We start from the raw sequence: 26,236 nt of genomic DNA, 5'->3' as shown, positions 1-26,236 counted from the left end.
ACGGGAGGTCGTCATGAACGATATGAGCAAACCGCTGGGCCACACGTCGCCGCAGCAAAAGCCGAAATCGCGCTTCGATTACATGCCTGGTTTTGGCAACGACTTCGAAACCGAAAGCTTGGCCGGCGCGCTGCCGCACGGCATGAATTCGCCGCAGCGTCCGGCCTACGGGCTTTATGCCGAGCAGCTTTCCGGCTCGCCCTTCACCGCGCCGCGCGGCACGAATGAGCGCTCGTGGCTCTACCGCATTCGCCCGAGCGTGAAGCATCATCGCCGCTTCAAGCCGTTTGAACTGCCACTTTGGCTTACCGCGCCATCAAAGGGCGATCATGAATTGCCGCTCGGCCAGTTCCGCTGGAGCCCGGTGCCGGTTCCGCAGGAAAAGACGGATTTCATCTCCGGCATTCGCACCATGACGCTGGCGGGCGACGTGATGGGACAGGCGGGAATGGCGGCCCATGTCTATGTCGCCAATGCCGATATGGTGGACGATCATTTCTTCAATGCTGATGGCGAGATGCTCGTCGTGCCGCAGGAGGGTGGGCTGCGCTTTTTGACCGAGATGGGCGTCATCGAGGTCGAGCCAGGCGAAATCTGCGTCCTGCCGCGCGGTCTCACATTCAAGGTCGAGTTGATGGCAGCCACCGCGCGCGGTTATCTGTGCGAGAACTACGGCGCGAAGTTTACGCTGCCCGATCGCGGGCCGATCGGAGCGAACTGCCTTGCCAATCCGCGTGACTTCCGGACACCCGTCGCGTGGTACGAAGACAAGGAAACGCCGTGCAGGATCATCGTGAAATGGTGCGGGCAGTTCCACGTCACGGAAATCGGCCATTCCCCGCTCGACGTCGTCGCGTGGCACGGCAATTACGCGCCATACAAATACGATCTGGCGACGTTCTCGCCTGTCGGTGCGATCCTGTTCGACCATCCGGACCCGTCAATTTTCACGGTTCTGACCGCGCCGAGCGGCGAAGAAGGAACGGCGAATATCGACTTCGTGATCTTCCCGCCGCGCTGGCTAGTAGCCGAAAACACGTTTCGCCCGCCTTGGTATCATCGCAACATCATGTCGGAATTCATGGGGCTGATCCGGGGCCAGTATGACGCCAAGGAAGAGGGATTCGTGCCCGGCGGCGTGAGCCTTCACAACATGATGCTGGCCCATGGCCCCGACACAGGCGGCTTCGAAAAGGCTTCACGCGCGGAACTGAAGCCGGTGAAGCTCGAAAACACCATGGCCTTCATGTTCGAAACGCGTTTTCCGCAGCTCGTCACGCGATTTGGGCTGGAACTCGACACCCTTCAGGACGACTATATCGATTGCTGGAGCGATCTGAAAAAGCGCTTCAACGGCACGCCGGAGGGAGACTGGAGTTGATCGCTCCGGTCGACGATCAACGAGGGATGGAGACTGCATGAAACTTGCCACGCTGAAAAACGGGACGCGCGACGGAAAACTCGTCGTCGTCTCGAACGATCTGACGCGCTATGCCGACGCCTCGTTTCTGGTTCCGACATTGCAGGCCGCACTTGACGACTGGCGGCGGATCGCGCCGCATCTTGAAGCCCTCGCCGAAAGCCTCGAGCACGGCTCCGTGCCATCCGAGCGTTTCCACGAGCACGATGCGCTTTCACCGCTTCCGCGCGCTTATCAGTGGGCGGACGGGTCGGCCTATGTAAACCACGTCGAACTGGTCCGTAAGGCGCGCAACGCCGAAATGCCCGCCTCGTTCTGGACCGATCCGCTGATCTATCAGGGTGGTTCGGACGCGTTCCTCGCTCCCCGCGATCCGATCGTGATGGCAGACGAAGCGTTTGGCATCGATATGGAAGGTGAGATCGCCGTCATTGTGGATGATGTTCCCATGGGCGCGAGCGTGGACGAGGCACGGCAGGCGATCCGTCTCGTTATGCTCGTCAATGACGTGTCGCTGCGCGGGCTGATCCCGGCCGAACTCGGCAAGGGCTTCGGCTTTTTCCAGTCGAAGCCCTCCTCGGCTTTTTCGCCCGTCGCCGTCACGCCCGACGAACTCGGCGACGCATGGGACGGCGGCAAACTCTCATTGCCTCTGGCGGTCGATTACAACGGCAAGCCTTTCGGCCGGGCCGATGCTGGCGTCGACATGACGTTCGATTTCCCGACGCTTATTGCGCATGCGGCAAAGACACGCGCGCTTGCCGCCGGCACGATCGTCGGATCGGGCACCGTCTCGAACAAGCTGGACGGCGGCCCGGGCAAACCCGTTGACGGCGGCGGGGTCGGCTATTCCTGCATCGCGGAAATCCGCATGATCGAGACGATCAAAACCGGCAAGGCGACAACACCCTTCATGCGGTTCGGCGATACGGTCCGCATCGAGATGAAAGATGCTGCAGGGCACTCGATCTTCGGTGCGATTGAGCAGGTGGTCGAAAAATACGAGCGATAACAAAAAGGTCTCGCCCGAAGGCGAGACCTTCCTGCCCACTTTGTGGCTTGATATCTATTCCGCAGCCTCGACCTTGATGACGCCGCGGCGAATCTGGTCCTCCTCGATGCTTTCGAAAAGCGCGCGGAAATTACCCTCGCCGAAACCTTCGTCACCCTTTCGCTGGATGAACTCGAAGAAGATCGGACCGATCACAGTCTTCGAGAAGATCTGAAGCAGGATCTTGGTCGTGCCGCCGTCAACGACGCCTTCGCCGTCGATCAGGATGCCGTGCTTCATCATGCGCTCGATCGGCTCGTCATGGCCGATGACGCGGTCGTGGCTCTTCTCGTAATAGGTGTCCGGGGGCTTCGGCATGAAGCGCAGGCCGTTGGCGTCAAGCTTGTCGGTCGCGTCGTAGATGCCGTCCGTGCCGACCGCGATGTGCTGGATGCCTTCGCCGTTGTACTTCTTAAGATATTCCTCGATCTGGCTCGTATCGTCCTTGGACTCGTTGAGCGGAATGCGGATCTTGCCGCAAGGCGACGTAATCGCCCGGCTCATCAGTCCGGTGATGCGCCCGTCGATGTTGAAGAAATGGATCTGCTTGAAGTTGAAAAGTTCGCGATAGAACGCCCACCACTTGTCCATGTTGCCGCGATAGACGTTGTGGGTGAGGTGATCGAGATAATAGAAGCCGACACCTTCGGGTCGCGGGTTCGCCTCGCCGGTCCAGTCGAATTCGGCTTCGTAGGCCGAGCCGCGCTCGCCATAGGTTTCGACGAAATAAAGCAGTGACCCGCCGATGCCGACGATGGCCGGCACATCGAGTGTCTTGTCGTCTCCGTTATAGGGTTCGGCACCCTTCGATACCGCATGCTCGAAGGCATGCTTCGCATCGACGACACGCCACGCCATGGCTGGTGCGCAGGGACCATGCTCCTCCACGAAGCGCATGCCGTGGGAGCCGGGTTCGGCATTGACGATGTAATTGATGTCGCCCTGCCGCCAGACGTCGATCTTTTTCGTCTTGTGCGTAGCGACCTTCGCATAGCCCATCTTCGCGAAAAGCTCGGCGAGCTTTTCGGGTTCGGGATGTGAGAACTCCACAAACTCGAAACCGTCCGTGCCGGCGGGATTGTCGCGGGTGATCTGTGCGGGCGGTGCGTCGTGCGGGAACGGACCCATGTCTTCCTCCTGAAACCGATACGCGAATATACCGCGTCCCGAATGCAAGGGGATTGCATTATTGGCCTCGCAATGCCCTTCTTATGCGAAGTTCACGCATCGAAGGGCATTCATGTGAGCGAAGATATCGGTATCGACCAGTTCGACCGCAAGATTCTCGCAGCGTTACAGCAGGACGCGCGTCTGACGAATTCCGATCTCGCAGAACGGGTGCATCTGTCCGCCTCGCAATGTTCGCGCAGGCGGCAGCGGCTTGAGGATGCCGGCTATATCAAGGGCTACCGCGCGACGCTCGACCGCGACCGGCTCGGTTTTCCGCTGGTCAACGTGATCTCTGTCACGCTCGCCACGCATAATCGGGACAATGCGCGCCGCTTCGCCGAGCTTCTGGCGCGGTTGCCACAGGTTCAGGAAGCCTATGCACTGACCGGCGAGATGGACTATTTCGTCAAGGTCGTCACGCCCGATTTGAAATCGCTCGCCGCCTTCGTCAACGAGGTCCTGCTGCCGCACGAATCCGTTCAGCACGTGAAAACGGCGATCGTGCTTCAGACGCTCAAGGAAACCGACGCTCTGCCGTTATGAGCAGCCGCATTTGTGCGACGTCAGACGATTCCGTCTGACTGCAAAATGCTTATGATCCGCCGTCCATCTGCTGGATGAGCGCGTAGAGGTTGGTGCAGCGTGTACCCGACCGGCAATAGGCGAGAACCGGCTTGGGCATTTCCGCGAGCGCCTTGGCCTGATCGCGCACGTTTTGGTCGGTGATCTGGCCGGATATGACGGGCAGATAACGGAACTCCAAGCCTTCAGCGCGCGCAGCCGCCTCGATCTCGTCATGCGGAACCGCGCCGTCTTCGGCATCGGGCCGGTTCGAGACGATGGATTTGTAGCCCGCGCCCTTGATCAGCGGCAGATGCTCGATGCCAATCTGTGGCGAAACGGAGTAATCTTCGGTGAGCTGGCGGATTTCCATGGGTCGATCCCGTTGAATGATATCTTGGCGCGCGTTGTGACATGCGGGACGCAAGGCCGCAATCATGCAGCCTCGAAAAGCCCGCGTCCGTTCGCCAGCGCACGCAGATGAAAGTCGCCGTCGCCGAACTGTGTGTCGATCATCGTCATCCGCTTGAAATAGTGCCCGACGGCATATTCCATCGCCATCCCGACACCGCCGTGAAGCTGGATCGCGTTTTCGCCGACGACGCGCCCACCGCGTCCGATCTCGGCCTTGGCCGCGTGCATGGCCTGCGCGCGCGCATCCGTATCGTCACTGTCCGCCATCATCGTCGCGTAAAGCGTGATCGAGCGGGCCTGTTCGATGGCGACATACATGTCGACTGCCTTGTGCTGGAGCACCTGGAACGCGCCGATGGGCGTTCCGAACTGCTTGCGCACTTTCAGATATTCAACGGTCAACTCGTGCATCGTCGACATGACCCCGACGGATTCTGCACCGAGCGCGGCGATTGCGCTGTCGATCACAGTGCGCAGCGCGGGCAGTCCGTTTTCGGGGTCTCCAAGCGCTTCCGCCCTCGCATTGTCGAGCCGGATTTCGGCAGCGCGCGAGCCGTCCTGCGTGGCATATCCGCGGCGCGTCACACCCTCCCCACTGGCATCGACGATGAAAAGGCCGATGCCGTTCTCGTCACGGATGTCACCCGCCGCCCTTGCGACGACAACGATCTTGTCGGCGGCCTCGCCGTGAAGCACGACACTTTTCTGGCCGGTCAATAGCCAGCCATCGCCGTCTTTCGTCGCTTTCGTCTCGACGTGGTTGAGGTCGTAGCGCGAGTTGCGCTCGGTGTGGGCGAGCGCGAGCTTGAGCGAACCGTCCGCGATTTGCGGGATCAGTTCGGCCTTCTGGTCGCTGGAAGCTGCCGCCTTCAGCGCGCCGCCGCCGAGAACCATTGTCGCGAAATACGGCTCCAGCGCGAGCACGCGCCCGAGCGATTCCATCACGATCATGGTTTCGACCGGCGTTCCGGCAAGTCCTCCGTCCTCTTCCGCGAAAGGCAGCGCCATCAGCCCCATCTCGGCATAGGCGTTCCACATATCGGCGCTGTATCCGGCCGGCTCGGTCATATATTTGCGCCGCTGCTCGAAGCCGTAAGCATCCTTCAAAAGGCGGTCGAGCGCATCCTTGAGCATGGTCTGCTCGTCGGTAAGGTCAAAGTCCATCGGAGTGCCTCCTGGAAATTCGTATCTTGAAAGACGGGCGTGCGGGCGCGCCGCCGCGCCTGAACGGCCGGATCATGGAGAAGTCGGGAAGGCGACGGTCCGCTTCACGCTTCTGGAAATTTTTATGGTGCGATCGACGGACCGTCACCCGGTGGCTGTCGCGCTCTCGGCCGGTCACCGATGCTTCCAAGGGAAACACCTGCGGCTTTTCCGCATGGCGTATGGCTTGCAGACTGTTGCAAGCGGCCCGCCACGCCGGCCTGTTCCGCGCCCTCACATGCCCGTGATTTACCACGCCACAGGGGGAGGTCACCGCCGCCCTGCCAAATCCCGGTCCGGACCGGTTCCCGTCAGGGCGGTGAAGGGATGATAGGGCCGGCGGCTGGAAGGGGGATAAGTTTCCCACGGACGAAGGGGAAGCCATGTCACAGCCCCAGAACCGCCTTGGCGATGATGTTCTTCTGAATCTCGTTCGAGCCGCCATAGATCGAGACCTTGCGGAAATTGAAATAGCCGGGTGCGGCGGTGGCGGCGTAGTCCGGCTCGATTGGAAGTTCGTTGGAACCGTCCGTATCGCCGGCGTGATAGGGCAGGGCGTGAGGCCCCATGACCTGCATCAAAAGATGCGTCGTCGCCTGCTGGATTTCCGACCCCTTGATCTTGAGGATCGAGGAGGCCGGATCGGGCTTGCCGGTGTTGCCGCGTTTGGCGTCGGCCGCGACGACGCGAAGCTGCGTCAGTTCCAGCGCCTTCAGGTCGATCTCGACCGAGGCGAGTTTTTCACGGAAGCGCTCGTCCTCGATCAGCGGGCGGCCGCCGGACATTTCCTTTGTCGCAAGTTCGCGGATGCGTGCGACACGCTGCTTCGACATGCCGATGCGCGCGATGTTGGTTCGCTCGTTGCCGAGCAGGAATTTGGCGTAGTCCCAGCCCTTGTTCTCCTCGCCGACGAGGTTTTCGACCGGCACTTTTACGTCCGTCAGGAACACCTCGTTGATCTCGCGTCCGCCGTCGATCGTCACGATCGGACGGACCTCGACGCCCGGCGTCTTCATGTCGATCAGCAGGAACGAGATGCCGGACTGTTTTTTGACATCCGGGTCGGTTCTGACGAGGCAGAAAATCCAGTCGGCATATTGCGCGAGCGTCGTCCACGTCTTCTGGCCGTTGACGATGTAATGATCGCCCTCGCGCACGGCCTTCGTCTTCAGCGAGGCGAGATCGGAGCCGGCACCCGGCTCCGAAAATCCCTGGCACCACCAGTCGTCGAGGTTGGCGATGGCGGGCAGGTAGCGCTTCTTTTGCGCATCGTTGCCGAATGTGTAGATGACCGGGCCGACCATGTTGACGCCGAAGGCGAGCGGCTGCGGCGCCGGCCATTTCTGCGTTTCTTCGAGGAAGATATATTGCCGCATCGGGTCCCAGCCGGTGCCGCCATAATCTTTCGGCCAGTGCGGAACAGCCCAGCCTTTTTGATTCAGGATGCGCGACCATGTGACGAGGTCTTGCTTGTCCATGCTCTCGCCATCGATCATCTTCCGGCGAATTTCGTCCGGCAGATTGTCTTTCAGGAATGTGCGCACCTCATTGCGGAAGGCGAGTTCCTCGGGCGTGTAGCGAAGGTCCATTTCGGTCTCCTCAAACGATCTCGAACAGCCCCGCCGCGCCCATGCCGCCGCCGACGCACATGGTCACGACGGCATATTTGACGCCGCGTCTTCTGCCCTCGATGAGCGCATGCCCGGCAAGGCGCGCGCCCGACATGCCGTAGGGGTGGCCGAGCGCGATCGCGCCGCCGCTGACGTTCAGCTTTTCCGGGTCGATGCCGAGCCGGTCGCGGCAATAGATCACCTGCACGGCGAAGGCTTCGTTCAGTTCCCAAAGGCCGATATCGTCGACTTTCAGCCCGTGGCGTTCGAGAAGGCGCGGCACGGCATAGACCGGTCCGATGCCCATCTCGTCGGGCGCGCAGCCGGCGACGTTGAAGCCGCGCAAAATGCCGAGAGGGGCGAGGCCGCGCCGCTCGGCTTCCGCCGAACTCATCATGACGTGAGCCGAAGCCCCGTCGGATAGCTGGCTGGCGTTTCCGGCGGTGATCGTGCCGCCTTCGCGAACGGATTTCAGGTTGGCAAGGCCTTCGGCGGTCGTGTCGGCGCGCGGTCCTTCGTCATGGACGATCTCAACGTCGCGGTGACTGATCTCCTTCGTTTCCTTGTCGACGACGGCCATCCGTGTCGATATCGGCGCGATTTCCTCGCTGAAACGCCCGGCTTCGCGCGCGGCAGCGACCCGGCGCTGACTTTCCAGCGCATATTCGTCCTGGCGGTCGCGGGCGATGCCGTAGCGTTTGGAGACGACCTCGGCGGTGTCGATCATCGGCATGTAGACGTCGGCGGCAGCGCCCGTCAGCGATTTGTCGACGAGGCGAAATGTGTTGCGGTGGTCGTTCTGGACGAGGCTGATCGATTCCAGCCCGCCAGCAATACCGACTTTCACGCCGTCATTGCGGATCGCGTTGGCCAGAAGCGCCATGGATTGAAGGCCCGACGAACACTGCCGGTCGATCGTGGTGCCGGCGGCGGTTTCGGGCAGGCCCGCAACGAGCGCCGCCCGGCGCGCGACGTTGAGCCCGGTCGTTCCCTCCTGCATGGCGCAGCCGAGGATCACGTCTTCCACATCGCCGCCCTCGATGCCTGCGCGCTGGAGCGCGTGTCGAATGGCGTGCGCGCCGAGATCGGCCCCGGACGTGTCGTTCAGCCCGCCGCGATAGGCCTTGCCGATGGGGGTACGCGCGGTCGCAACGATGACGGCGTCAGTCATGATGATCCTCCTCAAGCGGCGGCATGTGCCGCCAGTTCTTTCTTCAATTCCAGCTTCGAGAGCTTTCCGACCGGCGTGCGCGGCAGCGCGTCGCGCAGTTCGAGCGCGCCGGGCATTTCATGCGGGCCGATCTTGCCTTTCAGGAAAGCGCGCAACGCGTCGAGCGTGAGGGCCGGCGCTCCGTCGCGCAGCTTGGCGAAAACCTTCGGCGTCTCGCCGCGATAGCCGTCGGGCATGCCCAGCACCAGCACTTCCTCGATGTCGGGATGCGTATAGACGGCCTGTTCGATCAGTTGCGGATAGACGTTGAAACCGCCGCAAATGAGCATGTCTTTCTTTCGGTCCACGACGGAAAAGAAGCCTTCCTCGTCCATGAAGCCGATGTCGCCGGTGAGGAAACCGCCATTCGAAAACGACGCCGCGCTCGCCTCGCTCTGTTTCCAGTAGCCGCTCGTCACGTTGGGGCCGAAGATGCGCAATTCGCCGGTTTCGCCTTGGGCGACCGTGCGTGCGGGATCGTCGAGCGCGACGATGTCCAGATAGATGCCGGGCAGAGGGACGCCGATCGTGTCGTATCTGTCCGGCCGCGTCACGGGAATGTTGCTGCCGGCAGGCGACGTCTCCGTCATACCCCAGCCGCCGAGAAGATTGTGCCCCGTCGCGCGTTTGAGTTTGCGGGCGACCTCGGCAGGCAGGGGTGCGCCACCCGACGCGCAATAGCGCAACGCGGAAAAATCACGGCTTTCGACGCCCGGTGTCGCGGCGATGGCGATCCACATGGTTGGCACGCCGGGAAAACTGGTCGCGCCCGCTTCGATCTCGTCGAGCGCGGCATTCGGGTCGAAGCGGGTGTGCAGGACGAGCGCCGCGCCGTTGTTGAGGCCGCGAAGCATCACCGCCGTCAGCCCGTAGATGTGGAAAAGCGGCAGGCACATCAAAACGCGGTCCTCGCCCGGCCGCGTCAGGCCATGGGCGGCGAACCAGAGATCGTAGCTCGACACGGCGGCCGACAGATTGGCATGCGTCAGCATCGCGCCTTTGGGAAGGCCCGTCGTTCCGCCCGTATATTGCAAAAGCGCCAGATCGTCCGTGCCGACCGGGGGCATCACGGTTTCGTCCGCAGGTTCGAGGCCGTGCCACAGCGGGCGGTCGGCGAGCGCATGGTCGTCGCCAACGATGACGCGATCGACGAGGCCGGCCATGAACAATTCGCCGGCCTTTACGGCAAGGCCGCCCAGATCGGTCGTCACCAGCACGCGCGCGCCGCTGTCGGTGAGCTTGTGGCGCAGCACGATGTCGCCGTCGAGCGGCGACAGGTGAACGATCGTCAGCCCCGCCCTGAGCGCGCCGAAGAAGGCGACCGGATGATAGAGCGTGTTGGGCAGGAGGAACGCGATGCGATCCTTTTTCTTCAGCCCGGCCCCGACGAGCCGCGCAGCGAAATCATCGACGGCGTGTTTCAGCTCGAGATAGGAAAAGTCGCGTCCGCGAAAGACGAAGGCCGGCTTTACGCCCCAGATGCGCGCCGAACGGTCCACGATCTCGTGGACCGGCCATGTGTCGAGCTTTGTATCCGGCGACAGCCCCGCCGGATAAACGGCTTTCCAGGGGGCGTTCGCCAGATCGATCATGCGGCCTTCTTCGCGGCGGAAAAGGAGCCGCCTTCTTCGGCCAGCTTTCGCAAAAGCGCGGCAGGCCTGTAGACGTCCTTGCCGGTTTTCTCGTGCCAGTGGTCGAGGCGTTCGACGATTGTCTTCAGGCCGATCGTGTCGGCGTAAAACATCGGCCCGCCCTTTCCGATCGGAAAGCCGTAGCCGTTGGTCCACACGATATCGATGTCGGATGCGCGCGCGGCGATCCCTTCCTCGAGGATGCGTGCGCCCTCGTTGATCAGCGGATAAAGCGTGCGCTCGGTGATCTCGTCTTCGGAGATTTTGCGGCGGGCAATGCCCTTTTCTCGCGCCTTGTCCTCGATAAGCTTTTCGACGTCGGGGTCGGTCTTCGGTGCGCGCGACCCGGCCTCGTAGAGATAGACGCCCTTGCCGGTTTTCTGGCCGAAGCGGCCCTGTTCGCACAGAGCGTCCGCGATCGCGGCGGTCTTGCCGAGCGCCTTGCGGTTGCGCCAGCCGATGTCGAGACCGGCCAGATCCCACATGGCGAACGGCCCCATCGGCCAGCCGAAATCGGTGAAGACCTTGTCGACCTGCTGCGGCGTCGCGCCTTCCAGAAGCAGCGCCTCCGTTTCGTCGTTGCGCGCGCCGAGCATGCGATTGCCGACAAAGCCGTGGCACACGCCGACGACGACCGGCACCTTGCCGATCTTGCGGGCGAGACCGAGCGCGGTGGCCAGAACGTCTGGCGCAGTCTTCGCGCCGCGCACGATTTCCAGGAGCTTCATGACGTTGGCGGGCGAGAAGAAGTGCAGGCCGACGACATCTTGCGGCCGCGAGATGGAAGCGGCGATCTCGTTCACGTCGAGATAGGACGTGTTGGTGGCGAGGATCGCGCCTTGTTTCGCGATCTTGTCGAGCTTGCCGAACACATCCTTCTTGACGTCCATCTCCTCGAACACGGCCTCGATGATGAGGTCGCAGTCGGCGAGATCGGCATAGTCGGTGGTTCGTTTGAAGGCGGCGAGACGCTCCGCTTTCGCTTCGGTCGTCAGCGAACCGCGCTGGACGGAAATGTCGTAGTTCTTCGCGATCATCCCCATGCCGCGATCGAGCGCTTCGTCAGTCATTTCCAAGATTGTGACCGGAACGCCGCCATTGACGAAGGACATGGCGATGCCGCCGCCCATCGTGCCCGCGCCGATGATGCCGACGCGCTGGACCGCGCGCGGCGCGACGTCCTTGCCGACGCCATCGACCTTGGCGGCCTCACGCTGCGCGAAGAATAGATGGCGCTGCGCCTTCGATTGCGTGCCTTGAACGAGTTCGATGAAAAGTTCGCGCTCGCGCTTCAGCGCGGCGTCGAAGTCCATCGTGACGGCATTGCGAACGGCTTCGGCGCATCTGACCGGCGCGTCGAGCCCGCGCGCCTTCTTCTTCACCTCGGCGGTGGCGGCGTCGAAGGCGGCAAGGTCCGGATTCTCGATCCTGTCCATGCGTTTGCTGACGGGAACGAGCGGCGCGCCGATCTTCGAGCGCGCGAATGCGATTGCGTCCGCCAAGAGGTCGCCTTCCGCGATCTCGTCAACGATGCCGAGCTTGAGCGCCTTTTGTGCGGGCACTGGATTGCCCGACGTGATCATCTTCAAGGCCTCGACCGGGCCTGTCAGGCGCGGCAGGCGCACCGTGCCGCCGGCTCCGGGCAGAATGCCGAGCTTGACTTCCGGCAGGCCGACCTGAGCGGACTTGACCGCGACGCGGTAATGGCAGGAAAGCGCCAGTTCCAGTCCGCCGCCGAGCGCGGTGCCGTGGATCGCGGCCACGGCCGGCTTGGGAAATGCATCGAGAAGCGCGCACAGTTCCGGCAGCGACGGGGAGGCGAGCGCCTTTTCCGTGCCGAATTCGCTGATGTCTGCGCCCGAAACGAAGGTGCGGCCCGCACATGCGATCACCACCGCCTTGATCGCGTCGTCGTCGCGCGCGGCCTCCAGCGTAGCGAAGAGCGGCTCGCGCAGATGGAGGCTGAGCGCGTTGACGGGCGGGTTGTCGAGGGTGATGACGGCCACGTCGCCGTCGTTTGTCACCTTGACGTATTCGGGCATTCTTCTTCCTTTCAGATGTGACGGCGCGCTCAGCGAATGGTCGCGCCGAAAAAATCCTGTAGCAGCCGGGCCGTCTCATCCGGCTTTTCGATGCAGGGCAGATGTCCTGCACCCTGAATGATTTCGAAGCGGCTGCCGGTAATCAGGTCGGCGGTCGAGCGCACGAGGTCGGGCGGCGTCGAGCCATCCTGATCGCCCACGATGCAAAGGGTTGGAACGGTCAGCGCGGCGGTCGATTGCGTCAGATCCGCATCGCGCAGGGCCGCGCAGGTGCCGGCGTAGCCTTCGGCGGGCGTGCGCGTCAGCATTGCCAGATAGCCGGTGAAATCGGGGTTGTCGGGGCTGCGATAGGACGGCGTGAACCACCGTTCCATGATCGCGTCCGCCATCGCGGCGATGCCCTTCGTCGTCACGGTCTCGATGCGCTGATTCCACATATCGGCCGTGCCGATCTTGTGCGCAGTGTCCATGAGAACGAGCGCGTTGACCAGTTCGGGCCGTTTCGCCGCCAGCCCCTGCGCGATCAGGCCGCCGACCGAAAGGCCGACAAGCGCGGCCTTTTCGATGCCCAGATAGTCGAGGAGCGCGCTAAGATCGCCGACGTGATCGTCAAGCGCGTAAGGCGAGGGCGTCGCTTCCGAAAGACCATGCCCGCGCTTGTCGTAGAGCACGACGCGGAACCGGCCGCCGAGCCGCGCGACGACTTCGTCCCAGATGCGGAAATCGGTGCCGAGCGAATTGGCGAAGACCAGTGCCGGTGCATCGACCGGCCCGCTTACGTCATGATGCAATACGACGCCGTTGACGCGCGCAAACGCCATTCCGGCTCCTCCCTTCCGGTGAACATACCGCAAGGTATGTCGCAAGCCGCGTCGTCGTCAATCGACGGCAGTGATTTTCATGGACGATCGAGGTTCGACAGGTCGAGCTCGTCCGGCAGCGGCGCGAAATAGACGTCGATATCGGCTTTCATAACGGCCGAAAGGTCGGCGGGCCGCCATTTCGGCGCGTTGTCCTTGTCGATGATCACCGCGCGCACGCCCTCGAAGAATTCATGGCCCTCAATGATGCGGCTGACGATCCTGAACTCGATGCGCATGCATTCTTCGAAATCGGCTTTCGCGCCTTCCTGCATCTGGCGCAGCGTGATTTTCAGGCTGGTAGGCGATTTCGTGCGAATGATCGCGGCCTGCTTCGCCGCCCATTCGCCGCCATCGGCATCGAGCGCGGCGAGAATGTCTTCGACCGTATCCCCGGCAAAGCAGCGTTCGATCACCGGCGCGAGCGCGGGCAGGGTAGCCTCGCCGGACGGCGCTTCGAAGCCCGCCAGAAGATCGTCTATATCGCCGTCGCGCGTCAATGCGTCTTCTATCTCCGGGAAATCCTCGCTTGTGGGCGCATGCGTCATCAATCCGCACCAGAGGCTGTCCGCCTGTCCGAGACGTGCGCCGGTCAGCGCCAGCCAGATGCCGATATTGTGCGGCAGGCGGGGCAGGAAATACGTGCCGCCGACATCGGGAAAAAGGCCGATGCCTGTTTCGGGCATGGCGAACATCAGACGCGAGCCGCCGATGCGATGGCTGCCATGAAACGAGACGCCGACACCGCCGCCCATGACGATGCCGTCGATGAGGGCGACATATAGCTTCGGGTAGCGCTTGATGAAGGTGTTGAGGCGATATTCCTCGCGGTAGAATTCGCGGATCGCCGGGTCGCCGGCCTGGCCCCAGTCGTAGAGCCGGCGCACGTCCCCACCGGCGCAGAACGCCTTTTCGCCAGCCGCCTTGATGACGACACGCTCGACGAGCGGATCGCGTGCCCATTCGATCAGTTGCGTGTGGAGGGCACCGACCATGCCCCGCGTCAACGCGTTGAGCGCCTTTGGCCGGTTGAGCGTGACGAAGCCTGCGCGCTTGCGCGTCTGGAACAGGATTTCGGCTTCGCTCATCTTTTCCTCCATTCAATTTCAGGACGGACAATAATGATCGATCCGCCATGAGCCAGCTTGAATGCGCGCCAATCGGCTTTGCATGAAGCCGCGCCGTCAGTCTATCCGGTAGGGCACCGGGCCGCGCAGGTCGTGGTCGACGGTGAGGCGGCGCTTCAACGGCGGCACGGCGCGCTGGACGCAGTTGGTGCGCTCGCAGATGCGGCACGAAATGCCGATCGGCTCGAACGCGGTGCGCGTGGCGATGTCGAGATCGTCGGCATAGACGAAATCGCCCGCATGGGTGATTTCGCAGCCGACTGCGATGGCGTAGCGGCGCTGGACGGCATGAAAGCCGCCGCCACCCTTGGCGATCTCGGTCGACACGCACAGATAGCGCACCCCGTCCGGTGTTTCTGCAAGTTGGCGCAGGATGCGTCCGGGCGCTTCGAAAGCCTGATGCGCGTTCCACAACGGGCAGGCCGCGCCGAAGCGGGCGAATTGCAGGCGCGCGGCGCTGTGGCGTTTGGTGATGTTGCCGGCCCGATCGATGCGCGCGAAGAAGATCGGTACACCCTTGCGCCCCGCGCGCTGCAGCGTCGAAAGGCGGTGCGCAACCTGTTCGATGGAGGCACCGAAACGGGCGGCCAGCAATTCGAGGTCGTGACGCAACTCGCGCGCGGAAGCCAAAAACGCCTCATAGGGCATCATGAGCGCCCCGGCGAAATAGTTCGCAAGGCCGATGCGGCAGATATCGAGCGCCTCCGCGCTGCGAAAGCTCGCATTGCCGATGATCGTGGATATGAGATCGCCCGTTTCCAGTTCCCCGATCTTGAATGCGGTCTGGAACGTGCGTGTGGACACCGGCGAGAAGGGGTTGAGATAAAGCGTGCGCGTTGCTGGATCGAAGCGGCGCAGCGCTTCTTCCTCGGACGCCATGCGCGCAACGCTTACGCGGTGGCGCGCCTCCAGATGATCGCGCAGGGCCGCCGATGTTTCACGGTCGGGGATGGTCAGGCGCGCGGCAAGCTCCTCGGCCGCCGTGTCGAGATCGTGGATATAGTTGTCGACGAAGTGGAAGAAGTCCCGCACCTCTTCATAAGGTGTCGGATCGTGCGCGCCGGAGCGGCCGAGCGTGTCGTCGACGCTGGCAAGCTGTTCGGAATTGCGCCGGTACGCCTGATGGGCGGCGATAAGGGCATGCGCGAAGCCCGGTGCGTTCTGGGTGACGAGCTTGAGTTCCTGAAGGCTCGGCTTGTACGTTTCGAAAAGCGGATCGCCAAGCGCCTCGGACAGGGCCGAAAGCAGCCTGTCGCTCTCGCCGGACGAGAAATCCGCGATATCTATGCGGAAGATTTCGGCCAGTGCGAGAAGCACGGACGCGGAAACCGAACGCTGGTTGTTCTCGATCTGGTTGAGATAGCTGGTCGATATGCCGATGCGCTGGGCGAAAGCGGCTTGAGTTAGCCGATGTGCCTCGCGCAAGTCACGGATCTTGCGGCCGATGAAGAGTTTGGTGTTACGCATTTCGCATGTTTGCTTTTTGCAATATTGCAATATCTACTTTACGCCGGTCCGCCCGTTCAAGGCTTTTCACGCATCGGCGGGCACGATAGTCGCTAAAATGCGCAAGATGAGAGGACCAGATGATCGCCATGAGGAACACCCGCTGATGCGCGCCGTGCTGGAACAACTTGAGGAGCGACGTGCGCAGGCACGGCTCGGCGGCGGTGAAAAGCGCATCGACGCGCAGCACGCCAAGGGCAAGCTGACCGCACGCGAGCGCGTCGAGGTGCTGCTCGACGAGGGATCGTTCGAGGAATACGACATGTATGTCGTTCACCGCACGACCGATTTTGGCATGGCGAACCAGAAATACCCCGGCGACGGCGTCGTCACTGGTTGGGGCACAATCAACGGCCGGCTGGTCTATGTCTTTTCGCAGGACTTCACCGTTCTGGGCGGCTCGCTGTCCGAAACTCATGCGCAGAAAATCTGCAAGATCATGGATATGGCGGTGCGCAATGGCGCGCCGGTCATCGGACTGAACGACAGCGGCGGCGCGCGCATTCAGGAAGGCGTCGCCTCGCTCGGCGGCTATGCCGACGTCTTCAAGCGAAACGCGGACGCGTCGGGCGTCGTGCCGCAGATTTCGGTCATCATGGGGCCGTGCGCGGGCGGCGCTGTCTATTCGCCCGCGATGACCGATTTCATCTTCATGGTGCGCGACTCGTCCTACATGTTCGTGACCGGCCCGGACGTGGTGAAGACGGTGACGAACGAGATCGTGACCGCCGAGGAATTGGGCGGCGCGCGCACCCACACGCAAAAATCCTCCGTCGCAGACGGGGCATTCGACAACGACGTGATCGCGCTGGAGGAAGTGCGCCGGTTGTTCGATTTCCTGCCGCTCAACAATCGCGAAAAGCCGCCGGTTCGCCCGTTTCATGACGATCCATCACGATTGGAGGACAGGCTCGACACGCTGATCCCTGACAGCGCGAACAAGCCCTATGACATGAAGGAACTGATCTTCGCGCTTGGCGACGAGGGCGATTTCTTCGAGATTCAGGAAGCCTACGCCAAGAACATCATCACCGGCTTCCTGCGCATCGAAGGGCAGACGGTGGGCGTCGTCGCCAACCAGCCGATGGTGCTGGCAGGCTGTCTCGATATCGATTCAAGCCGCAAGGCCGCGCGTTTCGTACGCTTTTGCGACGCGTTCAACATTCCGCTTCTGACGCTGGTCGACGTGCCGGGCTTCCTGCCGGGCACGAGCCAGGAGTTTGGCGGCGTTATCAAGCACGGCGCGAAGCTCCTGTTCGCCTATTCGCAGGCGACCGTGCCGATGGTTACGCTCATCACGCGCAAGGCCTATGGCGGCGCTTATGACGTGATGGCCTCGAAGCATATCGGCGCGGACGTGAACTACGCCTGGCCGACCGCCGAAATCGCGGTGATGGGCGCGAAGGGCGCGACGGAGATCCTCTATCGTTCCGAACTTGGCGATGCTGAAAAGATCGCGGCGCGCACGGCCGAATACGAGGAAAACTTCGCCAACCCATTCAAGGCGGCCGAACGCGGCTTCATCGACGAGGTGATCATGCCGCATTCCTCGCGCCGGCGAATCGCGCGGGCCTTTGCCATGCTGCGCACGAAGAAACAGGAACAACCCTGGAAGAAGCACGACACGATGCCTTTATAGTGGGTTCCGCCAATTTTCTTCGCATCGAGGACATCATGACCGACACCACCAAATTCCCGCCCGAAAAGAACCTGCCCGCCGGATATGTGCCGCCGAAAGTGTGGACATGGGAGCAGCAGAGCGGCGGCGCGTTTTCGTCCATCAACCGGCCGATCGCCGGACCGACGCATGACAAGGAACTGCCGGTCGGCAAGCATCCGCTTCAGTTGTATTCGCTTGGCACGCCGAACGGCGTCAAGGTGACGATCATGCTGGAGGAATTGCTGGCTGCCGGCCATTCAGGCGCGGAATACGACGCCTGGCTGATCAAGATCGGCGATGGCGACCAGTTCGGCTCGGGCTTCGTCGGCGTCAATCCGAACTCCAAGATTCCGGCTCTCGCCGACCACGCGCCCAAGGGCGGCGGTGCGCCGTTGCGGGTGTTCGAATCCGGCTCGATCCTCGTCTATCTGGCCGAAAAATTCGGCGCGTTCCTGCCGACGGAGATACGTGCACGAACAGAGGCCATGAACTGGCTATTCTGGCAGATGGGGTCCGCGCCGTTTCTCGGCGGCGGCTTCGGCCATTTCTACGCCTATGCGCCGATGAAGATCGAATACGCGATCGACCGCTATGCGATGGAGGTGAAGCGCCAGATGGATGTGCTCGACCGGCATCTTGCCGAAAACGAATACATGGCCGGCAGCGAATATACGATCGCGGATATGGCGATCTGGCCCTGGTATGGGCGCCTGGCTGCGAAGGGCGCTTATGACGACGCCGGCGACTTCCTGTCGGTCGACGACTACACCAACGTCCAGCGCTGGATGAAAAAGGTTGGTGAACGTCCCGGCGCGCAGCGCGGCTCGATGGTCAACCGCACCTTCGGCGATCCTGCAAAGCAGCTTCACGAACGGCACGACGCCTCGGACTTCGACACAAAAACGCAGGACAAGATTTCGGGGCAATGATGTTCAGGAAAATCCTCATCGCCAATCGCGGCGAGATCGCGTGCCGGGTGATCAAGACGGCCAAAAGGCTCGGCATCGCGACCGTCGCTGTCTATTCGGATGCGGACCGCGAGGCGCTGCATGTGAAAATGGCCGATGAGGCGGTTCATATCGGCCCCGCGCCGTCGAACCAGTCCTATATCGTGATCGACAAGATCATCGACGCGATAAGGCAGACCGGCGCGGATGCCGTTCATCCGGGCTACGGGTTCCTGTCGGAAAACCCGAAATTCGCCGAGGCGCTTGAGAAGGAAGGCGTCGCCTTCATCGGTCCGCCGGTCAAAGCCATCGAGGCGATGGGCGACAAGATCACGTCCAAGAAGCTCGCCGCCGAGGCAGGTGTCTCGACGGTGCCGGGTCACATGGGGTTGATCGAGGATGCGGACGAAGCCGTCCGCATCGCATCATCCATCGGCTATCCGGTGATGATCAAGGCGTCGGCCGGCGGTGGCGGCAAGGGAATGCGCATTGCCTGGAACGACGCGGAGGCGCGCGAGGGCTTCCAGTCGTCGAAAAACGAGGCAAAGAACGCGTTCGGCGACGACCGAATCTTTATCGAGAAGTTCGTCACGCAGCCGCGTCACATCGAAATTCAGGTGCTTGGCGACCAGCACGGCAACGTCATTTATCTGGGTGAGCGCGAATGCTCGATCCAGCGGCGCAACCAGAAGGTCATCGAGGAAGCGCCGTCGCCGTTCCTCGACGCGGAAACGCGTAAGGCGATGGGCGAGCAGTCGGTCGCGCTGGCAAAGGCGGTCGGCTATTTCTCGGCCGGAACGGTCGAGTTCATCGTTGATGGCGAGAAGAATTTTTACTTCCTCGAAATGAACACGCGCCTTCAGGTCGAGCATCCGGTGACGGAACTGATCACCGGGATCGATCTCGTCGAGCAGATGATCCGCGTTGCGGCAGGCGAAAAACTCGACATCGCGCAAGACGACGTCAAGCTGAACGGCTGGGCGATCGAAAGCCGGCTCTATGCCGAAGACCCGTTCCGCAACTTCCTGCCGTCGATCGGCCGTCTGACGCGCTATCGCCCGCCCGCCGAGGGCAAATCCGAAAACGGCACGGTGATCCGCAACGACACCGGCGTCTTCGAGGGCGGCGAAATCTCGATGTATTACGACCCGATGATCGCCAAGCTGTGCACATGGGCACAGGACCGTCTCACGGCTATCGACGCGATGAGCGCGGCGCTCGATGATTTCGAAGTCGAAGGCATCGGCCACAATCTGCCGTTCCTTTCGGCGGTGATGGAGCATGAGCGGTTTCGCGACGGGCGTCTGACGACGGCGTTCATCGCGGAGGAGTGGCCGGAAGGCTTCGAGGGCGTGGCACCCGATGCGAAAGCGGGGCGGGTTCTCGCGGCGGTTGCGGCTTTCGTGAACCTTCGCAGTCAGAGGCGCGACGTGCTGATCTCGGGCGGAATGGACAATCATCGCCGCGCGGTCGGCCGCGAATGGGTCGTCACCTTCGGCGACCAGAGCCTTGCGACCATCATGCGCGAGGAAGGTGGCAAGGTGCTGGTGTCCTTTGGCGAGGAAAAGGCGTTGTCCGTCGCCTCGGACTGGCTGCCGGGCCGTACGCATGCGCGCTTCGCGGTCGATGGCGAGCCGGTCGGCGTGAAGGTCGAGCGCGTCAATTCCGGCTGGCGGCTGCGCTGGCGCGGCATGGATTTGAAGGCGCATGTCAGGACGCCGCGCGTTGCCGAACTCGCGCGCCTGATGCCCGAAAAGCTGCCGCCGGATACGTCGAAGATGCTTTTGTGCCCGATGCCGGGCGTTATCACGACCATTTCTGTCAAGGAAGGCGACGAGGTGCAGGACGGACAGGCGCTCGCCACCGTCGAGGCGATGAAGATGGAAAACGTCCTGCGCGCCGAACGGCGCGGCATCGTCAAGCGTGTGGCGGTCGAGGCAGGCGCGAGCCTCGCCGTCGACGAGATGATCCTGGAGTTCGAGTGAGTTGGGCTTACCCCTCATCCGACCTCGGCTGACGCCTCGGCCACCTTCTCCCACAGGGGGAGAAGGAGAGGTGGTGTTTCCGCGTCCGTCCCTATCCTCTTGTGGGAGAGGGTGGATTGCCGCGGAGCGGCAAGACGGGTGAGGGGTGTGATGACGAAAGTGCAAAAAATGACCAACCCGAAGCTCGATCAATGGCGCGCGGCGGCGGAAAAGGAGGTCAAGCGCGACCCCGAAACGCTCGTCTGGAACACGCCCGAAGGCATTGCGGTCAAGCCGGTCTATACCGCCGACGATCTGGCGGGCATCGATCATCTGGATTCACTGCCGGGACAAAAGCCGTTCCTGCGCGGCCCGCGCGCCACGATGTATGCCGGACGGCCATGGACCATCCGCCAATATGCCGGTTTCTCGACGGCCGAAGCATCCAACGCTTTCTATCGCAAGGCGCTGGCCGCAGGCCAGCAGGGCGTTTCCGTCGCCTTCGATCTGGCGACGCATCGCGGCTACGATTCGGACCACCCACGCGTCGAGGGCGATGTCGGCAAGGCTGGCGTGGCGATCGACTCGGTCGAGGACATGAAGATCCTCTTCGACGGCATCCCGCTCGGCGAGATTTCCGTGTCGATGACCATGAATGGCGCGGTGATCCCGATCCTCGCGAATTTCATCGTGACCGGCGAGGAACAGGGCGTCCCGCGCGCGCAACTGTCGGGGACCATCCAGAACGACATCCTCAAGGAGTTCATGGTCCGTAACACCTATATCTATCCGCCCGAACCCTCGATGCGGATCATCGCGGACATCATCGAATACACGGCGAAGGAAATGCCGAAGTTCAATTCGATTTCGATTTCCGGCTATCACATGCAGGAGGCAGGCGCGACTTTGGTGCAGGAACTGGCCTTCACGCTGGCCGACGGGCGCGAATATGTGCGCGCCGCGCTGAAGAAGGGTCTCGATGTCGACGCCTTCGCGGGGCGGCTTTCGTTCTTCTTCGCCATCGGCATGAATTTCTTCATGGAAGCGGCGAAGCTGCGCGCGGCGCGGCTCCTGTGGTCGCGCATCATGGAGGAGTTCGAGCCGAAAAAGGCGTCGTCGCTGATGCTGCGTACCCATTGCCAGACATCCGGCGTGTCCCTGCAGGAGCAGGACCCTTACAACAACGTCATTCGCACCGCCTATGAGGCGATGTCGGCCGCGCTGGGCGGCACTCAGTCGCTGCACACCAACGCGCTCGACGAGGCGATTGCGCTGCCGACCGAATTTTCCGCCCGCATCGCCCGCAACACGCAATTGATCCTTCAGCACGAAACGGGCGTGACGAAAGTCGTCGATCCGCTGGCCGGCTCCTATTATGTAGAGAGCCTGACGAACGATCTGGCGGAAAAAGCCTGGGCGCTCATCGAGGAAGTGGAATCGATGGGCGGCATGACGAAAGCCGTCAATGACGGCTTGCCCAAGCGCCTCATCGAGGAGGCGGCGACCCGCCGTCAGGCAGCGGTCGATCGGGGCGACGAGGTGATCGTCGGCGTCAACAAATATCGCCTCGAAAACGAGGACGAACTCGACATTCTCGACATCGATAACAAGGCGGTGCGCCTGTCGCAGATCGCACGTATCGAAAAGACGCGACGCCAGCGCGATCCGCAAAAGTGGGAAGAAACGATTGCCGCGTTGCGCGAAGTCGCCAAGACCGGCAAGGGCAACATTTTGGAAGCGGCCGTGGATGCGGCGCGGGCGCGGGCCACGCTCGGTGAAATCTCGGACGCGCTGCGCGAGGCATTCGGCGATCATTCGGCCATTCCGACGGTCGTCAGCAAGGTCTATGGCCCGGCCTATGAGGGCGAGCCGGAATACGAGAATCTCGTCGAGCGGCTGGACGAATTCGCGAAGGTTCTGGGGGAGAGCCCGAAGCTGCTGGTCGCCAAGCTCGGGCAGGACGGGCACGACCGCGGGGCGAAGATCATCGCATCGGCCTTCGGCGATATCGGCTTCGAGGTCGTCGCAGGTCCGCTGTTCCAGACGCCGGACGAGGCGGCCGAACTGGCGATGAAATCGAAGGTGCATGTCGTTGGCATGTCGTCGCTCGCCGCCGGCCACAAAACGCTCGCGCCGCAACTCGTCGAAGCGCTGAAGGCGCGTGGAGCGGAAAACGTCATTGTCGTCGTCGGCGGGGTCGTGCCGCGCCAGGATTATCAGTTCCTGCTCGACAACGGCGTATCGGCGGTATTCGGTCCGGGCACCAATGTGCTCGATGCGGCCCGCGCCGTGCTTGATCTGCTCGAAGGCAAACGCCGCAACGAGTGATTGCTATCGAGTGCGGGCGAATGTCGAGGCGTGGATTCTCGGGTCAAGCCCGAGAATGACGAATGGAAAAGGTTCGTTCCGATACAGACAACGTGTTCGGCGTCGATCCTCAAATTCGCCTCCCGGGCTTGACCCGAGAACCCATGCCTCAGCGCTGACGTCCGCCTAGGAATGCAGCTTGTGGCACTGTTCGTGTTCTGCGGTTTGTTCCAGTGGCAAAAGGCCAAGCGCGGTGAGCACCAGCGCAACGCTTTCCGCAACGACCGACTGACCGCCGACATGCGTGATCTTGGTGCGCTCGCCATAGGCCTGAACCGTCACGACATGCTCGGTGTTCAAGGCAAGCGGCTGACCGTTTGCATCCGTCAATTGTATCCACATGGCCGTTCTCCTCGTTGCAATAGGAGGAGCAAGGCCTGTGCCAGCGATTCGCGGCAGATTCTGTTTCGATATGGCACGGATCGCCGATGCGGACCGCCGTTCCGCAATCCGGTTTTCCATAATGAGACGCGAGACCGTTATGGAAACGCGGCGGGCCGCAGCTTCAGCGCAGCGCCCATTTCACGGATGGCGGTGATCTTGTCGTTGAACATCGACCAGCCGTCCCGCTCAGCGATGGGCGCCCAGATAGCCTCGACATCGTCGTAAAGCATCGTTGTCGGGTCTTCGCGGCTGAAATAGTCATGGGTGAAATCAATGTCTGCGCGCGGCGCGTGACGGGCGATCGCCGCAAGAAAAGCATCGAAGGCTTCGCCTGCATAATGCGGCCCCGAGGGTGTCGCTCGTCCGCTGGCCGGTCCGCCGAACCAGTCGAAGAAAAAGCGCTCGAACGGCATTTCGCTGACTGCCAGGAAACGCCATGCGGCTGCAACCAGCGTGTTGTCGGCTTCCAAATCGCTGCTTTCCACGCCCAGCCTGCGCAGCAGCGCGGTTTTGAATTCTTCCTGCACCAGTGCGGGAAATGCGCGCAAGATGGTTTCGAGTTCGGGTTGCGGCGCGAAGTCGAGAAGGCATTCGGCAAGCCGCGTCAGGTTCCAGAACATCGTGTCGGGCTGGCGTCCGAACGCGTAAAGGCCAGTCTGGTCGAAATAGGCAGCGGTGAAGGCCGGATCGAGCGTCGGCAGAAAGCGCCACGGGCCGTAATCGAAGCTCTCGCCGGTGATGTTGATGTTATCGGTGTTGAGGACGCCATGGACGAATCCCGCAAGCATCCAGGCGGCGGTGGTCTTGGCGAGGCGTCGGCTGACGGCATCGAGGAAGGCGAGCGAACGTGCCGGCTCGGTGCTCTCCGTAACCTCCGGCAGATAGTGCCGGATCGAATGATCGATCAGCCGCTCGATATCGCTCGTCTTGTCCAGGAACCGCAGCCGCTGGAAGGTGCCGATCCGGATGTGCGAATGGCTGAGCCGCACCAGAACCGCCGAGCGCGTGGGCGAGGGCTCGTCGCCGCGCACGAGTTCCTCGCCGGTTTCGATCAGGCTGAAGGTCTTGGAGGTGTAGACGCCGAGCGCTTCGAGCATCTCGGTCGCCAGAACCTCGCGAACACCGCCTTTCAGCGTCAGCCGTCCGTCGCCGCTTCGCGACCATGGCGTCGTTCCCGAACCCTTTGTGCCGAGATCGAGAAGACGGCCGCGATCGTCGAACAGTTGCGCGCAGAGAAAGCCGCGCCCGTCTCCAAGGTCGGGATTGTACGAGCGGAACTGGTGTCCGTGATAGCGCAGGGCAAGCGGTGCGGAAAAGCTGTCGGGCAACGGCCGGAAGCGCCCGAAATGGTCGATCCATTCCTCGTCGCCGAGCGTGTCCAGCCCCACGGACGCCGCCGCCGAGTGGTTGCGATACCGCAGGATGTGGGCAGGAAAATTTGCGGCATCGACAAGATCGAAGAATTCCGACCCGAGGAGAGCGTGGGCCTTCGACGCGTGATAGCTGGATGAATACGGCATCAGGTTCCGAACATGCGAATGCAACAATGGGCGGCTTCAGCCGCCCAATGTTGCATGTCTGATCCGCAAATTCGACCGGGTCAGTGCATTCGATCAGCCGCCTGCGCCGCCTGCACCGCCGCCGCCTGATCCACCACCGGCGCCACCGCCGCCTCCGCCAGCACCACCACCGGAGCCGCCGCCTGCGCCGCCAGAGCCGCCGCCGCTGCCCGAGCCTCCGCCCGATCCGCTTCCGCCACCACCGGAGCCGCCGCCTGTGCCGCCGGAGCCGCCGCCGCTACCCGAGCCGCCGCCGGACCCGCCTCCGCCACCGCCGGAGCCGCCACCTGCACCGCCAGAGCCACCGCCGCCGGAACCACCACCGGAACCACCGCCACCCCCACCGGAGCCACCACCGTTACCTCCGTTGCCGCCACCGTTACCGCCGCCGCCATTGCCGCCGCCGCCATTGCCACCACCGCCATTGCCGCCGCCGCCGGAACCACCGCCGCCAGAACCACCACCATTGCCGCTTCCGCCATCATTGCCGCCACCTCCAGCGCTGACGTCGCGGCCTGCGCCTTCATGGGTCATCACGGAGCGGATGAGTGCCGTGGTGAGCGGTGGGCACTGCTCGCGTTCCGCTCGCGTCAGTAACGAATCGCGATTTGCAGCGATGCAGCACAAAACGTAATTCTGCTCCGTCAGCGGCTGGCACGTCGCCGCGCTGAGGATCGGACGCCGCTCCTGCGCATGCAGCGCGCCGGAACCGGCGATTACCAACGTCGATCCGATCAGGAAAGACTGACTGGCGAGTGTAATTTTACGACGTAACATTGTACCCCTCCCTTTACCGGGAACGCGGGGCTGACCGTTACTTTGCCCCCAAGTCAATCCAAGTATGGCATTATGTTTAAACCTGTGAACCCGGACTTTTTAACTATTGATTAGAGATTGCGAGCTAAATAGTACGATTGGCATCGGAGATTCGTCGTCATGCTGAAAGTGCTAATCGTGGTCTGCGTCGCGTTCGCCGCAGCCGCGTGTTCCCAGACCCCCATCCAGTCGACTGCCGCCATCGGTCCTCTTGCCCTGACGGGGGAGCCGCAATTGATGAGCATGAGCGGCCCCGCCTTTGCGCCGCCGGCCTTTTATGCGTTTTGCGAAGCGCAGGCCGATCTTTGCGCGTCGACAGGATCGCAAAAGAAAATGGCGATGACTGACAGGCGTGCCGCTGAGCTGAACGAGGTCAACCTTGCCGTCAATAGCAAGGTTCGCGAGGTCAGCGACCAGCAGCAGCATGGCGTCGAGGACGTGTGGAGCGTGCCGTCATCTGCGGGAGACTGCGAGGATTTCGCGATCCTGAAGAAGAAAGAACTGATGAAGCGTGGCTGGCCGGCATCGACGCTCTTGCTCACGGTCGTGACGGCTGGCGGGCAGGGGCATGTGGTTTTGACGGCGCTGACCGATCGCGGGGACTTCATCCTCGACAACAGGACCAACGCCCTGCGGCCCTGGACGGACGTTTCCTATAAATTCTTCGCAAGGCAGTCCCAGTCCGCTCATGGAAAATGGGAGCGCATCGCATCGGTCGGTGCGTGACGGGCAAG

21 protein-coding genes and 1 pseudogene are annotated in these 26,236 nt (G+C 62.4%); 9 read left to right on the top strand and 13 right to left on the bottom strand.

Features of this window, described 5'->3' with window-relative positions:
* Nucleotides 1-22: 22 nt before the first annotated feature.
* Entirely contained in the window at nucleotides 23-1,381 is a 1,359-nt protein-coding gene (gene hmgA, locus ACX82Z_RS12995; RefSeq protein WP_459911743.1) for a homogentisate 1,2-dioxygenase, read from the top strand.
* A 37-nt stretch (nucleotides 1,382-1,418) separates the two neighbouring features.
* Nucleotides 1,419-2,432 carry a fumarylacetoacetate hydrolase family protein gene (locus ACX82Z_RS12990; protein ID WP_459589363.1) on the top strand — a complete coding sequence of 338 codons (1,014 nt, stop codon included), beginning with the start codon at nucleotides 1,419-1,421 and terminating at the stop codon, nucleotides 2,430-2,432.
* Between the two features lie 54 nt (nucleotides 2,433-2,486).
* On the opposite strand, the gene hppD is transcribed toward ACX82Z_RS12990, so the two are convergent.
* Complete coding sequence (gene hppD / locus ACX82Z_RS12985; RefSeq protein WP_459589361.1) at nucleotides 2,487-3,599, bottom strand: 4-hydroxyphenylpyruvate dioxygenase; 1,113 nt, start codon at nucleotides 3,597-3,599, stop codon at nucleotides 2,487-2,489.
* A gap of 114 nt (nucleotides 3,600-3,713) precedes the next feature.
* Between hppD and ACX82Z_RS12980 the strand changes: the two genes are divergently transcribed.
* Complete coding sequence (locus ACX82Z_RS12980) at nucleotides 3,714-4,184, top strand: Lrp/AsnC family transcriptional regulator (RefSeq protein ID WP_459589359.1); 471 nt, start codon at nucleotides 3,714-3,716, stop codon at nucleotides 4,182-4,184.
* A gap of 49 nt (nucleotides 4,185-4,233) precedes the next feature.
* On the opposite strand, the gene ACX82Z_RS12975 is transcribed toward ACX82Z_RS12980, so the two are convergent.
* The 9 genes from ACX82Z_RS12975 to ACX82Z_RS12935 all read right to left on the bottom strand — a co-directional run bounded on the left by ACX82Z_RS12975 (nucleotide 4,234) and on the right by ACX82Z_RS12935 (nucleotide 15,766).
* Nucleotides 4,234-4,575, bottom strand: coding sequence for a protein tyrosine phosphatase family protein (locus ACX82Z_RS12975; protein WP_459589357.1), 342 nt, complete (start codon nucleotides 4,573-4,575; stop codon nucleotides 4,234-4,236).
* Nucleotides 4,576-4,637: 62 nt separating this feature from the next.
* Nucleotides 4,638-5,780, bottom strand: a complete 1,143-nt coding sequence (locus tag ACX82Z_RS12970; protein WP_459589355.1) for an acyl-CoA dehydrogenase family protein — start codon at nucleotides 5,778-5,780, stop codon at nucleotides 4,638-4,640.
* A gap of 425 nt (nucleotides 5,781-6,205) precedes the next feature.
* On the bottom strand, nucleotides 6,206-7,408 hold the full coding sequence (pimC, locus tag ACX82Z_RS12965; protein WP_459589353.1) for a pimeloyl-CoA dehydrogenase large subunit: 1,203 nt from the start codon (nucleotides 7,406-7,408) through the stop codon (nucleotides 6,206-6,208).
* 10 nt (nucleotides 7,409-7,418) lie between these two features.
* Entirely contained in the window at nucleotides 7,419-8,600 is a 1,182-nt protein-coding gene (locus tag ACX82Z_RS12960) for an acetyl-CoA C-acyltransferase (RefSeq protein WP_459589351.1), read from the bottom strand.
* 11 nt (nucleotides 8,601-8,611) lie between these two features.
* On the bottom strand, nucleotides 8,612-10,231 hold the full coding sequence (locus ACX82Z_RS12955; RefSeq protein WP_459589350.1) for an AMP-binding protein: 1,620 nt from the start codon (nucleotides 10,229-10,231) through the stop codon (nucleotides 8,612-8,614).
* On the bottom strand, nucleotides 10,228-12,312 hold the full coding sequence (locus ACX82Z_RS12950) for a 3-hydroxyacyl-CoA dehydrogenase NAD-binding domain-containing protein (RefSeq protein WP_459589348.1): 2,085 nt from the start codon (nucleotides 12,310-12,312) through the stop codon (nucleotides 10,228-10,230). Before ACX82Z_RS12950 ends, ACX82Z_RS12955 begins: the two co-directional genes overlap by 4 nt.
* Nucleotides 12,313-12,341: 29 nt before the next feature.
* Nucleotides 12,342-13,133, bottom strand: a complete 792-nt coding sequence (gene pcaD, locus ACX82Z_RS12945) for a 3-oxoadipate enol-lactonase (RefSeq protein ID WP_459589346.1) — start codon at nucleotides 13,131-13,133, stop codon at nucleotides 12,342-12,344.
* Between the two features lie 77 nt (nucleotides 13,134-13,210).
* Nucleotides 13,211-14,260, bottom strand: coding sequence for an enoyl-CoA hydratase/isomerase family protein (locus ACX82Z_RS12940; RefSeq protein ID WP_459589344.1), 1,050 nt, complete (start codon nucleotides 14,258-14,260; stop codon nucleotides 13,211-13,213).
* 96 nt (nucleotides 14,261-14,356) lie between these two features.
* Nucleotides 14,357-15,766, bottom strand: coding sequence for a helix-turn-helix domain-containing protein (locus ACX82Z_RS12935; protein WP_459589342.1), 1,410 nt, complete (start codon nucleotides 15,764-15,766; stop codon nucleotides 14,357-14,359).
* Nucleotides 15,767-15,911: 145 nt separating this feature from the next.
* Between ACX82Z_RS12935 and ACX82Z_RS12930 the strand changes: the two genes are divergently transcribed.
* From ACX82Z_RS12930 to scpA, 5 genes and pseudogenes are all read left to right on the top strand, one after another.
* A complete protein-coding gene (locus ACX82Z_RS12930; RefSeq protein ID WP_459911741.1) occupies nucleotides 15,912-17,444 on the top strand; it encodes an acyl-CoA carboxylase subunit beta in 1,533 nt (510 codons plus the stop codon).
* Between the two features lie 35 nt (nucleotides 17,445-17,479).
* The gene (gene yghU / locus ACX82Z_RS12925) at nucleotides 17,480-18,394 is read left to right on the top strand and encodes a glutathione-dependent disulfide-bond oxidoreductase (protein ID WP_459589340.1); all 915 of its coding nucleotides are present in this window, start codon (nucleotides 17,480-17,482) and stop codon (nucleotides 18,392-18,394) included.
* Nucleotides 18,394-20,109, top strand: a pseudogene (locus tag ACX82Z_RS12920) (acetyl-CoA carboxylase biotin carboxylase subunit); the annotation flags it as partial. The gene yghU and the pseudogene ACX82Z_RS12920, both read left to right, overlap by 1 nt.
* Nucleotides 20,104-20,397, top strand: a complete 294-nt coding sequence (locus ACX82Z_RS12915) for a DUF2118 domain-containing protein (RefSeq protein ID WP_459911739.1) — start codon at nucleotides 20,104-20,106, stop codon at nucleotides 20,395-20,397. The pseudogene ACX82Z_RS12920 and the gene ACX82Z_RS12915, both read left to right, overlap by 6 nt.
* A 168-nt stretch (nucleotides 20,398-20,565) precedes the next feature.
* Nucleotides 20,566-22,704, top strand: a complete 2,139-nt coding sequence (scpA, locus tag ACX82Z_RS12910; RefSeq protein ID WP_459589338.1) for a methylmalonyl-CoA mutase — start codon at nucleotides 20,566-20,568, stop codon at nucleotides 22,702-22,704.
* Between the two features lie 165 nt (nucleotides 22,705-22,869).
* On the opposite strand, the gene ACX82Z_RS12905 is transcribed toward scpA, so the two are convergent.
* The 3 genes from ACX82Z_RS12905 to ACX82Z_RS12895 form a co-directional block, all read right to left on the bottom strand.
* A complete protein-coding gene (locus ACX82Z_RS12905) occupies nucleotides 22,870-23,085 on the bottom strand; it encodes a flagellar FlbD family protein (RefSeq protein WP_459589336.1) in 216 nt (71 codons plus the stop codon).
* Between the two features lie 137 nt (nucleotides 23,086-23,222).
* Nucleotides 23,223-24,647 (bottom strand): protein adenylyltransferase SelO family protein, encoded by a 1,425-nt coding sequence (locus ACX82Z_RS12900; RefSeq protein WP_459589334.1) that lies wholly within the window; start codon nucleotides 24,645-24,647, stop codon nucleotides 23,223-23,225.
* 93 nt (nucleotides 24,648-24,740) lie between these two features.
* Nucleotides 24,741-25,463, bottom strand: a complete 723-nt coding sequence (locus ACX82Z_RS12895) for a hypothetical protein (RefSeq protein ID WP_459589332.1) — start codon at nucleotides 25,461-25,463, stop codon at nucleotides 24,741-24,743.
* A gap of 159 nt (nucleotides 25,464-25,622) precedes the next feature.
* Between ACX82Z_RS12895 and ACX82Z_RS12890 the strand changes: the two genes are divergently transcribed.
* On the top strand, nucleotides 25,623-26,228 hold the full coding sequence (locus ACX82Z_RS12890; protein ID WP_459589330.1) for a transglutaminase-like cysteine peptidase: 606 nt from the start codon (nucleotides 25,623-25,625) through the stop codon (nucleotides 26,226-26,228).
* The last annotated feature ends 8 nt before the right edge of the window (nucleotides 26,229-26,236 follow it).

Source organism: Aliihoeflea sp. PC F10.4, assembly GCF_054612275.1.
The sequence above is the reverse complement of the archived record's forward strand: the minus strand, read 5'-3'. Positions and strand labels throughout refer to the sequence as shown.